The sequence below is a fragment of the Priestia veravalensis genome (assembly GCF_001457055.1).
In the GTDB taxonomy this organism is placed as follows: domain Bacteria; phylum Bacillota; class Bacilli; order Bacillales; family Bacillaceae_H; genus Priestia; species Priestia flexa.
Window position 1 is genome coordinate 1 of sequence record NZ_KQ758637.1, and the last position, 12,426, is coordinate 12,426.

Annotated in this window: 13 protein-coding genes and 1 pseudogene; 8 read left to right on the top strand and 6 right to left on the bottom strand. The window is 37.7% G+C overall.

Going from position 1 to position 12,426, the window contains the following annotated elements; translation table 11 throughout:
• The 3 genes and pseudogenes from AS180_RS23150 to AS180_RS23820 form a co-directional block, all read left to right on the top strand.
• Positions 1-283: pseudogene (locus tag AS180_RS23150) on the top strand (IS701-like element ISPlan1 family transposase); the annotation flags it as partial.
• Between the two features lie 235 nt (positions 284-518).
• A complete protein-coding gene (locus AS180_RS06865) occupies positions 519-1,055 on the top strand; it encodes a PLP-dependent transferase (protein WP_051567128.1) in 537 nt (178 codons plus the stop codon).
• Positions 1,021-1,266, top strand: a complete 246-nt coding sequence (locus AS180_RS23820; protein ID WP_051567129.1) for a PLP-dependent transferase — start codon at positions 1,021-1,023, stop codon at positions 1,264-1,266. The genes AS180_RS06865 and AS180_RS23820 overlap by 35 nt, the downstream gene beginning before the upstream one ends.
• A gap of 74 nt (positions 1,267-1,340) precedes the next feature.
• Here the strand turns inward: AS180_RS23820 and AS180_RS06875 are convergent, their stop codons facing one another.
• From AS180_RS06875 to AS180_RS06900, 6 genes are all read right to left on the bottom strand, one after another.
• Complete coding sequence (locus AS180_RS06875) at positions 1,341-1,619, bottom strand: Fur family transcriptional regulator (protein WP_025909651.1); 279 nt, start codon at positions 1,617-1,619, stop codon at positions 1,341-1,343.
• Between the two features lie 205 nt (positions 1,620-1,824).
• Positions 1,825-2,610, bottom strand: a complete 786-nt coding sequence (locus tag AS180_RS06880) for an alpha/beta hydrolase (RefSeq protein ID WP_035320619.1) — start codon at positions 2,608-2,610, stop codon at positions 1,825-1,827.
• A 14-nt stretch (positions 2,611-2,624) separates the two neighbouring features.
• A complete protein-coding gene (locus AS180_RS06885; protein ID WP_025909653.1) occupies positions 2,625-3,446 on the bottom strand; it encodes an ABC transporter ATP-binding protein in 822 nt (273 codons plus the stop codon).
• Positions 3,447-3,461: 15 nt separating this feature from the next.
• Positions 3,462-4,484, bottom strand: coding sequence for a FecCD family ABC transporter permease (locus AS180_RS06890; protein WP_062686594.1), 1,023 nt, complete (start codon positions 4,482-4,484; stop codon positions 3,462-3,464).
• Positions 4,477-5,484: a FecCD family ABC transporter permease gene (locus AS180_RS06895; protein ID WP_025909655.1), complete on the bottom strand. Its 1,008-nt coding sequence runs from the start codon at positions 5,482-5,484 to the stop codon at positions 4,477-4,479. The genes AS180_RS06890 and AS180_RS06895 overlap by 8 nt, the downstream gene beginning before the upstream one ends.
• 15 nt (positions 5,485-5,499) lie before the next feature.
• On the bottom strand, positions 5,500-6,489 hold the full coding sequence (locus AS180_RS06900; protein ID WP_025909656.1) for an ABC transporter substrate-binding protein: 990 nt from the start codon (positions 6,487-6,489) through the stop codon (positions 5,500-5,502).
• Between the two features lie 356 nt (positions 6,490-6,845).
• On the opposite strand from AS180_RS06900, the gene AS180_RS06905 reads away from it, so the two are divergent.
• The 5 genes from AS180_RS06905 (at position 6,846) to AS180_RS06925 (ending at position 12,414) form a co-directional block, all read left to right on the top strand.
• Positions 6,846-7,658: an alpha/beta hydrolase gene (locus AS180_RS06905; protein WP_025909657.1), complete on the top strand. Its 813-nt coding sequence runs from the start codon at positions 6,846-6,848 to the stop codon at positions 7,656-7,658.
• A 132-nt stretch (positions 7,659-7,790) separates the two neighbouring features.
• Positions 7,791-8,576, top strand: a complete 786-nt coding sequence (locus tag AS180_RS06910) for a 2,3-dihydro-2,3-dihydroxybenzoate dehydrogenase (RefSeq protein WP_025909658.1) — start codon at positions 7,791-7,793, stop codon at positions 8,574-8,576.
• A 37-nt stretch (positions 8,577-8,613) separates the two neighbouring features.
• Positions 8,614-9,849: an isochorismate synthase DhbC gene (gene dhbC / locus AS180_RS06915; RefSeq protein ID WP_025909659.1), complete on the top strand. Its 1,236-nt coding sequence runs from the start codon at positions 8,614-8,616 to the stop codon at positions 9,847-9,849.
• Between the two features lie 2 nt (positions 9,850-9,851).
• A complete protein-coding gene (locus tag AS180_RS06920; protein ID WP_025909660.1) occupies positions 9,852-11,474 on the top strand; it encodes a (2,3-dihydroxybenzoyl)adenylate synthase in 1,623 nt (540 codons plus the stop codon).
• A 34-nt stretch (positions 11,475-11,508) separates the two neighbouring features.
• Positions 11,509-12,414, top strand: a complete 906-nt coding sequence (locus AS180_RS06925) for an isochorismatase family protein (RefSeq protein ID WP_025909661.1) — start codon at positions 11,509-11,511, stop codon at positions 12,412-12,414.
• The last annotated feature ends 12 nt before the right edge of the window (positions 12,415-12,426 follow it).

Genomic DNA, 12,426 nt, shown 5'->3' on the forward strand with positions numbered 1-12,426 from the left:
GTATTACAGTCAACGCTGGAGCATCGAGACCTACTTTAAACAGGTCAAAGGCATGGTTGGCTTTAACGGTTATCAAGTCCGGAGTGAACGAGCGATTAAGCGTTTTTGGACCATTGTCCAGTTCACCTATGTTTTTGCGATGTACCTTAGAAAGGCTGCCTTTAACCTAGCCATTCAGTGCATAAGAAAACAAAAAATCGGCAGTATCATTGAGTTTGTGTATCGTGAAACCACAAATGGAACGTCACTTGAGCAAATTAAAAATGAGCTCCAAGTGGCATAGGGTACCTATCATTTCTAATCGAATGGAAATATTTGTATCGAAAAATGCTCATTATCAGTAAAACTTGGTATATCAGTTTAAGCTGATTTATTGTAGCAAATCATTCAATTCATTTTTGTGAACTAAAAAATGGTATAGAAAAAATAATTTGCCTTGTTGTAAAAATAAAAAGGATTTTGTGCATTTATGTAAAAGAATGTTCTTATGTTAAAACCAAGACAAGGGAGAAAGCATTATGACACAAAAAAGAGAATTGAAGCCTGAAACAGTAGCTATTCACGGAGGGCAGGAAGTTGATCCGACGACGTTATCAAGAACAGTCCCAATTTACCAAACGTCTTCGTATGTGTTTCATGATAGTGAACACGCAGCAAGTTTGTTCAGCTTACAGAGTGAAGGAAATATTTACAGCCGCATTATGAATCCAACTACGGACGTGTTTGAAAAGCGAATAGCGCTACTGGAAAAAGGAACGGGAGCGCTCGCGGTAGCATCCGGTCAGTCGGCAATTACGTTTTCAATCTTAAACATTGCGTCAGCGGGCGATGAAATTGTGTCGTCATCCAGTATTTACGGAGGAACGTACAATCTATTCGCCCATACGTTAGGGAAGCTTGGCATCAAGGTGCATTTTGTAGATGCTAGTGACGCTAGCAATTTTGAGCATGCCATTACGGATAAAACAAAAGCCATTTTCGCAGAAACAATCGGTGGTGTCATTGTGGACAGCGGCAAGTTTGATTGGAAAAAAAGCGGGTCAAAAGCTTATTGATTCGGTTCAGCTATTTTCTCATTTAGCGAACGTAGGAGATTCCAAGTCATTAATTATTCATCCAGCGAGTACGACGCATCAACAGCTAACACTTGAAGAACAGATAGCAAGCGGGGTAACGCCAGGGTTAATTCGTTTATCAAATGGAACGGAAGCGATTGACGACATTATTGATGACCTTAAGCAAGCGATAGAATTAAGCCAAGAATAATAAGAAAAAGAGCAAAAGTGTTCATGGTTGCGAACCCTTTTGCTCTTTGTATTGAGTAAATGTAGTAACTTCTCTCAGTAGTAAACAGGAGAGTCAACTATATTCAATGAAAATGTCTTTGTTGTTTCATCTTCTCTACAGTTTAAGAATCCTAACTCTACAAATAAAGATAAGTTCTTATAAACCGTATCGAAGCTGATTCTTTTATTTGTATTCTTCAAGTGATCAATAACTTGCTGAGCAGACAGCTCGGCATCTTGGCGGTCACAAAAAAAAGAGATTAAGACGCGTCTTTGGTTTGTTATGTGATAACCGTTCTGTTTTAAAAAAAGTAAATATTCGTCTGTTGACATGGTTTATATACTCCTTGAAAATTTTTAGTCAGTCAAATCTGTTGAGGAGGACATAAAGGTACAGTGATAAAAGTAGTTTAATGATTGTTGGGACTAGAGGTTTGTATTATTTTATATCCTTCAAAAACAGTATTTCTTAAATACTTGTTTAAACAAGTATAATCGAGAACAGTCTTTATTTACTAGAAATAAAGACTGTTCATATTTAGCTGTTTGATATAAATCTTAACACGCGGCTAACAACCGAGGGAACCATTGAAATATGATTCTCTTCATCAGCTTTATAATACGTTACGTTAAGGTTGCTGCTTGTAGCGGGAAATAACGTATGAAATAGTTCACTTGAATCAGAAATCATAAAGTCAGTTTCTCTAGAGCCCACTGCTAAAAATAGATTCAGCCTGTTTTTTTGTTTGTGAAGATTTGTCATAAATGGTTCTACTCTTGTTAGGATATAGCGGTTATCCCACCAGATAGAAGGGCTAATTGCTATGTAATATTGGAAAGCTGTAGCTTTAATAAACAGCGTATATAAAGCAAATAATCCTCCTAAAGAATGTCCGAATAAAGTTTGATGCAAGACATTTATAGAAAAAGTCTTTTCAATTTGTGGTTTTAGTTCCTCTTCAATGAATGCTAAAAAATTTTTAGCCCCACCTGATTTTCCCGCATCTATACTTCTTCTCGAAGTAGGAGTGAAATGATACAAGCGGTTAGCGGTATCAAAATCTTGGTCCGTTGCATAACCAACTCCTACTACAACAGCAGGAGATACCCCTGTTTTCTCACTTTTTCTAGCCTGCAAACGAACGGCATCTTTAACCGTTTGGAAAAAAGCATTTCCATCTAATACGTAAATTACTGGATAGCCTGTAGGTGGAGGAGGCTGTAGGGGTTTTGAAATCACAATTTCATATTGTGTTTGATCTACCTTAGAAGTAATGGACCAAGATTCCGTACTAGAGTTTGGTTGATAAGTAGAATTGCTCATAGAAATCTCCTCATTCAGTTTGTGACGTACATATCTAAAGTAGGCTTTTTAGATGATAAGCTATCATAGCTAAAGCAAACAGGAGCTCCAGTATATGGGTCCACCATTACGCGTGCTTCGATTTCAAAAACTGTTTTAAGTGTTTCAGGTGTAATGATTTCAGTAGGTTTTCCTACGTTTATTAGCTTTCCTTGTTTCATTGCGATGATTTCATCAGAGAAGCGTGCTGCATGATTAATATCATGCAGCACCATTACAACTGTACAATGCTTTTCTACATTGAGTTCTTCAACAATTTGAAGAACTTCAAGCTGATGAGACATGTCAAGAAACGTAGTCGGTTCATCTAATAGTAGAATATCCGTTTCTTGAGCTAAAGCCATTGCAAGCCAAACCTTTTGGCGCTGCCCACCCGATAGATTAGCAATTTGTCGGTTCTTAAAATCCGAAACATTGGTAATATCCATGGCCCAATTAATTAATTCTTGATCTTGTTTTGTAAGTTTATTTACATTTTTACGATGCGGATATCTTCCGTATGAAATCAGCTCTTCCACTTTTAACTGCCCTGGAGCTGTTGGGTGCTGTGGAAGTAAAGCAAGATGCTTAGCAATCTCCTTTGTATGGATCGTTGCTAAGTCTTTTTCTTGTAGATACACTTTTCCGTTTGTTTGCTTTAAAATTCGTCCAATTGTTTTTAATAACGTTGATTTCCCACAGCCGTTTGGTCCAATAATTGTTGTAATCTTTCCTTCTTGTATGTCTAGATTTAAGTTTTGAAAGATAGGTGATTTGTCGTAGCAAGTTTCTAAATCTTCTACGCGGAGAATGCTCATAAGTAATCTCTCCTTCTAAGCTTTTGCTTTTAATAATAGATACAGAAAATAAGGGACGCCGATAATGGAAATGACGATTCCTACTGCAAGCTCAGCTGGGGCAAATACGGTTTTTCCAATAAAGTCTGAGAACATAACCAATAACGCACCGATTGCGCCACTAACTGGTAAAACATAGCGATGATCAATGCCTACCAGGCGTTTAGCGATATGAGGAGCGATAAGCCCAACGAAACCAATACTACCTGAAACAGCTACGCAGGCGCTTACTAATCCAATACTGGTGATGAGTAAAATGGATTTCTCTTTTTGAACAGATACTCCTAAGCTTTTAACACTTGTTTCTTCCAGTTGAAATAAATCAAGTAAGTACGCTTTTTTATAGATGATGGGTATGAAAAGAATAAGCCAAGGTAGCATAGCTGAAATATATATCCAGTTAGCATCATAGATGCTTCCTGAAACCCAAACAGCTGCCATTTCAAAATCAGTTGCCTTCATCTTTAACGATAAATATAAAGATAAAGATCCGAAAGCAGAACCAATTGCAATTCCTGTTAGTAGAAGGCGAGACACATCAAGTTCGCCGTCTTTCCAAGCGAATGTATAAATTAAGAAAGCGGCTAGTAAACCACCAGCCAGTCCAAAAAGAGGCATCATCATGATAGCAAGCCACCCTGTTGCAGCAGTTTGAAACTGAAAGATAAGCATAAAAATAACGATGGCGGTTCCAGCGCCAGCATTGATGCCCAAAATACCTGGCTCTGCTAATCCGTTTCGAGTTATCCCTTGAACAACTGTTCCTGCAATCCCCAATCCAATTCCTACTAAGAGCGCAATGACAATCCGAGGAAGTCTAAAGTCGAAGATAACTAAATCGTAATCTGGATTTGGATCAATGCGCAAAATTGTTTTTATAATATCCCAGATATTCATGTTAAATAAACCACTGCTTATACTGAAATACGCAGAAATAAAAATTAGAATGGTGATGATAAATAGCGTTGCAATATATTTTTGCTGAGGAGTATTAAGCATGCTTTTCTCCTCCTCGTGTTCGAATTAAATAAAGAAAGAATGGTACACCGATAAGAGATGTAATTACGCCCACTGGTGTTTCAAATGGGGAGTTAATAAACCGGCTGATAATGTCAGATACTACTAGAAAGACACCTCCGATTACACCTGCACAAGGTATTACCCATTTATAATCAATGCCGACTAAAAAGCGGGTGATGTGTGGAATAATCAATCCTACAAAACCTACTTTTCCAACAAGCGCAACAGCAATTCCTGTTAAACAAACAACCGCTAAAAGAGAAAGTAATTTAATAGCCTTCGTACGTTGACCTAGACTAATTGAAACTTCATCACCTAGAGAAAGAATTGTAATTGATTTTGAAATTGACAGTGCTAAAAGGAGTCCAATTAAACCAAAAGGTATCGTTAACTTTAAGAGAGCAGGGTCAATTTGATGAAGCTTTGTATTATACCAAAAGCTAATATCTTGAGAAACTTGAAAATAAGAAGCGATAGCTGCAGAGGTACCACTTAAAAAGGTCCCTATGACGGTACCGATAATTGCTAATCTAACAGGAGATAAGCCGTTTGGAAGTAAAGACCCGAATCCAAATACAATTCCAGCTCCTAAAGCAGAACCAACGATTGAAAATAACACCATTTCTAAAGAAGACATACTAGGAGCAAGCACCATGCAAAGCGTAATAACAAAAGCAGAGCCATCTGTAACCCCCATAATGGAAGGGGATGCAAGATAGTTTCTTGTCATCCCCTGCATAATGGAACCCGATATGGCTAAAAATGCTCCTACAAGTAATGCAGCAACCGCTCTTGGTACGCGCGAAGTAAGAATTATATTATGATCCAGGTTTGCTTGGTCATAATGAAAAATAGCATTCCATACGGTTTTAATTCCAATATTATCGGCACCATATAGGATTGATAGAATAAGAGAACCAACCACAAATAAAGGAGCCACTACTAAAATGAGCACTGGTAACCAAGTTGTTTTTGTCATATCGGTTAACACCTGTTATTTTGTTAAATCTTTTGATGCTGCTTCTAAAAATTTGGTTTTACTCCATGCTGTACCGCCTTGAGCAAGAGGGTCTACAGAATTAACAAATATTTTATCATTTTTAGCAGCATTCATACTTTTCCAAATAGGGTTGTTTTCTAATTCTTCTAGTCCTTTAGGTTGATTAGCGTTTTCGCTCTCGGCGAATTGTAAAAAGATATAATCAGGGTTCATCTTAGCCATCTGTTCTACTGAGATCATTTCTTGAGCTTTTACACTTTTAATTTCTTCTGGAACAGCAATGCCTAAATCATTGTATAGTACAGGATTTAAATAAACATCCTGTGGATACAGGTTAAGATTACCATTGCGTACTCTAGCTACGATAACCTTTTTATCAGTTAGTTGATCGCCAATTTTCGCTTTTGTTTCCTGAGCATTTTTCGTATAATCTGAAATGATTTTCTCCGCCTTATCTTCTTTACCAGTAAGCTCGGCCATTAAGCGCAAGTTAGCTTCCCAGTTTGTTGAAATATGAGAATAAGGGAAGGTTGGACCAAGTTTTTCTAATTGTTGCGTAACATTTTCGGGAGATTTAGAAGTCCAGAAAATAACATCAGGTTTTAAGCTTAAGATAGTCTCGTAGTTTGGTTGCATTTTTTCTCCTAGTGATTCAGCACCTTGTAGCTCTTTAGCTAAATAAGAAGGTAGCTCACCACCTACTGTAATTGTCCCAACAGGTTTTACTCCTAATACGGCCGCATCTTCCATGGATTCTAAGCTAGCTGCTGCAATTTTCTTAACATTTGTAGGAACAGTATAGGTTTTATCAAGGTATGTAATTTCTCTTGTTTCCTGTTTTGCTTCAGTTTTTTCTTTATCTTTGGCGTTTGTTTCTTGCTTTGTGTCAGACTGTGAAGTTGTTTCAGTGCTACCACAAGCGGCCAGGTTAATACTAATAACAGTTGCCATACTAGCTAAAAATAATTTTTTCTTTACGTTCATCGTTTTATTGCCCCTTTTTAAATGAATTTTAAATTTAAATACTGAATATTAAGAAAATAACGTGTGTGCTGGGTATATTTATCACCTCCTCCCTCAATAATTGAAAATGATTATCAGTATCAATTACTTGCATTGACAAGTATATAACTATGTAAAGATCATTTCAAGAAGAATTTATCTTTATTTATTAAAAATTTTCTAATTAAATAAAAATGGTTAATAAGACCATATTTTATAAAAAAAAGAAAATATGGTTGACATAACTATTGAGAATGTTTATCATTTGACTTGTTTAAATGATAACACTTCTCAATGGTTTTTGGTAGTTTTAAACAAAAAATAAAAGGAGGGCTTATGTGAACACAACTGAACGAAAAGAAGTAGTAATTGTTGGAGCAGAGCAAAAGCAAGTTAAATCAAGGTTTGAAGCCAAAGAGTATCAAATCTTTGTTTCAAAACCTTCAAGTGAACCGCCTGAGAATGGTTATCCAATTATCTATGTATTAGATGCAAACTCCATCTTTGGTACTGTTGTTGAAGCGATGCGTTTGCAAAGTGGTAGGTCAGAAAAAACGGGCGTAGTTCCGGCAATTATTGTTGGAATCGGTTATCCGGTTGATACGCCGTTTTCTGTAGAGCGATATTATGACTTTACATTCCCATCTACAAATGAAGAGTTACCGATTTCACCATCTGGAAGGGCGTGGCCTAAACACGGGGGGGCTGAAAACTTTTTGCGTTTTATTGAGGAAGACTTAAAACCTATTATGCATCGAGATTTTCATGTAGATCAAAATAAACAAACAATTTTTGGTCATTCCCTAGGAGGGCTTTTTGTTCTTAGCACATTGTTAGTAAAGCCTCATACATTTCAAACCTATATAGCTGGAAGTCCATCGATTCATTGGAATAAACGGTTATTTTCGCAGCTGGAAGAGCAGTTTCAAGAAAAAGCAAGAAAAGAAAAAATTAATGTTAATGTTTTAATTAGCGTAGGAGAATTAGAAAAACACCATAAAAGCGGTATGAACGATAATGCGTTTCAATGTTCCAATCGATTCAAGAAGTATGGACTACACGTTGAATTTAAGGAGTTTGAAGATGAAGGTCACCTTTCCGTACTGCTTCCGCTAGTTAACAAAGCAATAAGGTTTTCATCCGTTGTTTAATAAGGCATTTCTTACGCTTTAAGAAATGATGAAAAGGCAGCAGTCTACCTCTTTTTAAGTGATAACGATAATCTTTATCAATTAATTGAAATCAAAGTAAACTATAGTAATGGAAGGCAGGGGAGTACCTAAATGGAAGCTGAGGAATTAAAAGGAAAGGTAGCACTTGTAACAGGCAGTGCTCAAGGGATTGGAAAAGAAATTGTACGAAAATTAGCTAAGTTTGGTGCGAGAGTTGTTGCAACAGATAAAAATATAGAAAAACTACAAATGCTAAAAGAAGAGTTACAGTCTAAAGGTTTGGACGTAACGGTATATGAAATCGACGTAAGTAATTATAAAGAAGTTAATAAAAAAGTTGATTTAGTTGAAGAACAGATAGGGCCAATTGAAATTCTTATTAACGTTGCTGGCATATTGAAAATGGATACAATCGAATCTATTAGAGAAAAGGATTGGAATGATATATTCTCTGTGAATTCAACAGGGGTATTTAATGTCTCGCAAGCTGTAAGTAAAAAAATGATTTTGCGGCAAGGTGGAAATATCGTCACTATCGGTTCAAATGCAGCTCATGTACCTCGAGTATCGATGGCTGCTTATGCTGCATCAAAAGCGGCAGCGACAATGTTTACAAAGTGCTTAGGGCTGGAATTAGCCAAGCATAACATCCGTTGTAATTTAGTTTCACCAGGCTCTACAGATACGGAGATGCAGTGGTCTTTATGGGATAGCGATAAAGGTGCTGAGACCGTCATTCAAGGAACACCTGAAAACTTTAAGGTAGGAATCCCTTTGAAAAAAATTGCAAAGCCTTCTGATATTGCGAATGCAGTTCTGTTTTTAATTTCTAGTCAGGCTAGTCATATTACGATGAACGACATGTGCGTAGATGGAGGAGCTACTTTAGGAGCATAACATTCAACGTCATCTGTCAAATGGAGGTATAGACATTATGAACAATACTAATCAAACGATTCTCTTAGAAAAACACCTGTTGGCTGATTATCAACCAGGAGATTTTTTTCTAGCTTCTCCAAGCAATACTGTTTTAGGAAAAGGTGTTTTTGCGCAAGTTCCTCGCGATCATACCAATGATAACCAGCTAAAAGGCTTAGCAAATCGTATTTCAGATACATTGATAAATGCAAAATTGGCTGGGCATTCAAAACCAATTGTTGTTGGAGCTGTACCATTCGATTATCAAAACAGCGCTCAGTTAATTATACCTAAGCATGTAGAGATATCTGAATCAGAAAATATTCCAGTAGAGAATGAAGCACCATCTGCTGCAGAGGTTTCATACCGTATTAAATCCGTACCTTCCCTTGAACAATACAAGCAAGGGGTAGCGAAAGGTATTGCACAGATAAAAGACGGAAATCTTCAAAAGATTGTATTATCTCGTTCACTGCATCTTATGGCTTCGCAGCAAGTGAATGTGCCTGCATTGTTAAGTAGTTTAGCACAGCATAATCATCAAGGTTATACGTTCGCTGTTAATTTGAAAGACGAAGGTCATAAGGACAGTCATCATTCCCCTGAACGCACATTAATTGGTGCTAGCCCTGAATTATTAGTTTCTAAGGCAGGCCCAAAAATAGTGGCTAATCCACTTGCAGGATCTAGACCTCGCAGTGCAGATCCTGTTGAAGATGAAAGAAGGGCAGCAGAGCTTTTAGCATCGGAAAAAGATTTGCATGAGCACGCAGTGGTTGTACAGGCAGTAGCAGAAGCTCTTAAGCCATATTGTAAAACGCTAGAAGTACCGAGCCAACCATCCATTATGCATACGGAAACGATGTGGCACTTGTCTACAGAAATTCGCGGTGAAATAGTAAATTCTTCAACATCTTCTTTCCAATTAGCAAGTGCTCTTCATCCAACTCCAGCTGTTTGTGGTACGCCAACAGAAGCAGCTAGAGAATCAATCTATGAAATTGAGCCATTTGACCGAGCTTTTTTCACAGGTATGGTCGGGTGGTGCGATGAAAATGGTGATGGAGAGTGGATTGTCACAATTCGTTGTGCTGAGATTGAAGACTGCTCAATTAAATTGTTTGCCGGTGCAGGAGTGGTTGGGGCATCTAAGCCAGAAGAAGAACTAGCTGAAACATCTGCTAAGTTTCGTACCGTTCTAAAGGCTATGGGAATTGAAGAAGAACGGTTTATATCGAATGTGGAGGAATGATGATGTTAAAGGATTGCCCACTGTGGCCTAAAGAGTTTCAAGAGCTTTACAGAAAAGAAGGGTGCTGGAGGGGAGAAACGTTTGGGGAAATGCTAGAGAAGCGTGCAAACTCTTATGGTGATTGCGTTGCGCTCACATGCGGTGCAAGGAACGTAAGTTATGCAGAGCTAGATAAACGAGTTAATGAGCTGGTGTCAGGGTTCCTAGCAATAGGCCTGAAAAAGAATGATCGGGTTGTGATTCAACTTCCAAACATCATTGAATTCTTTGAAGTATGTTTTGCCCTGTTTAAAATTGGTGCACTGCCTGTATTTGCACTTCCAACTCATCGCAGTAGTGAAATTAATTATTTTTGTCAGTTTGCTGAGGCCACTGCATATGTCATTGCAGATAAGCATGCTGGATTCGACTATAGATCATTAGCTCGTCAAGCTAAGCAAAGCGCTCCTAGTTTAAAGCATGTCATTGTAGTTGGCGACTCTCAAGAATTTGTGAATTTATCTACACTATATCGTAAACCAATTCAAAAAAAGCTAGAGGTTTCACCGAGTGATATAGCATTCTTACAGCTATCAGGTGGAAGTACAGGACTATCTAAACTAATACCTAGAACGCATGATGATTATATTTATAGTTTAAGAACTAGTAACGAAGTATGTGGAATGAATGAGAAAAGCGTATATTTATGTGCTCTTCCTGTTGCTCATAATTTTCCTTTGAGTTCGCCAGGGGTACTGGGAACACTCTATGCAGGAGGAAGAGTGGTTCTGTCACCAGGACCGAGTCCAGATCAAGCCTTTCCTCTTATTGAAAAAGAACGTGTGACCATTACGGCACTGGTGCCTCCGCTTGCTTTAGTATGGTTAGAAGCAAAAAGTTCGCGCCATTATGATTTTTCTAGTTTACGAGTTATGCAGGTAGGAGGTGCCAAGCTAAGCGCTGAAGTGGCAAGGCGAATAAAGCCTACGTTCGATTGCTTGTTACAACAAGTATTTGGAATGGCAGAAGGCTTAGTAAACTATACGCGCTTAGATGATGACGAGGAAACAATTATTTTCACTCAAGGAAAGCCTATGTCTCCTTATGATGAAATACGTGTCGTTGATGATAATGACGAGGACATAGGGATTGGGAAAGTAGGACATCTTTTAACAAGAGGACCTTATACAATTCGTGGATATTATAAAGCTGAAGAACATAACGCAAAAGCGTTTACGACGGATGGTTTTTATCGTACAGGTGATTTAGTAAGCGTTGATTCAAAAGGCTATCTAACGGTAGAAGGGCGTGACAAAGATCAAATTAATCGAGGAGGTGAAAAGGTAGCTGCTGAAGAGGTTGAAAACCACCTTCTAGCTCATGCAGATATACACGATGTCGCAATTGTAGCCATGCCGGATCAATATTTAGGAGAGCGATCTTGCGCGTTTGTGATTCGTCGCCCGCATTCCACAATCGCAAGCAATGAGCTGAAAAGTTTTTTAAAGAAGCGTGGCTTAGCAACTTTTAAAATTCCCGATCGAATTGAATTTGTTGAAGAATTTCCATACACACCATTAGGCAAAGTCAGCAAAAATAAACTGCGCCAACAGATTGCAGACCAATTAATGAAGACAGTTAACTAATCAAAAACCAAATTAAAAATGAAGGAGTGATTTGATGGCAATTCCAGCTATCACACCATATGTAATGCCTGAACAATCTAATTTACCTAAAAATAAAGTTTCTTGGAGCGTAAATCCAAACCAAGCCGTGTTATTAATTCACGATATGCAACAATATTTTCTTAATAATTACACGCTTTCTGAATCACCTATTCCTGAACTGATTGAACATGTTAAAGCTTTAAAGGAAAAGTGCATTGAGCTAGGAATTCCAGTTGTATATACGGCACAACCAGGAAATCAAAAGTTAGAAGACCGAGCGTTATTAACAGATTTCTGGGGGCCTGGACTTGAAGATGATCCTACGCAAACAAAAGTTATTGATGAATTAGCCCCAAATGAAAATGATACGGTATTAACAAAATGGAGATACAGTGCCTTTAAGCGCACAAAATTAAAAGAAATCATGAAGCAACAAGATAGAAATCAATTAATTATTACAGGGGTTTACGCGCATATCGGTTGCTTAACAACAGCAAATGAAGCATTTATGGAAGATATTCAATCCTTCTTGGTAGCAGATGCTATAGCTGACTTTTCATTAGAGCATCACAAAATGGCCATACAATATGCAGCTGAACGCTGCGCAGTTACCGCTTCTACGGCTCAAGTACTAGATCAGCTACAAGCTAATACAAGCTTAGTTGCTAAAGGTTTTACATTAGATGAACTAAAGGAAGAGGTCGCTAAGTTATTAGAAGAATCTACTTCAGAAATTAAAGAAGATGAAAACCTCATTGACAGAGGCTTAGATTCTATTCGAATGATGAGTCTAGTAGAAACTCTTCGAGGTAAAGGGGTTGATGTTAACTTTATGACACTAGCAGAAGAACCAACGATTTTAAAATGGTGGGAGTTAGTTTTAGATAAACAATTAACAGAAGTAGTAAATGCAGAATAAGGTAGAAAGGAG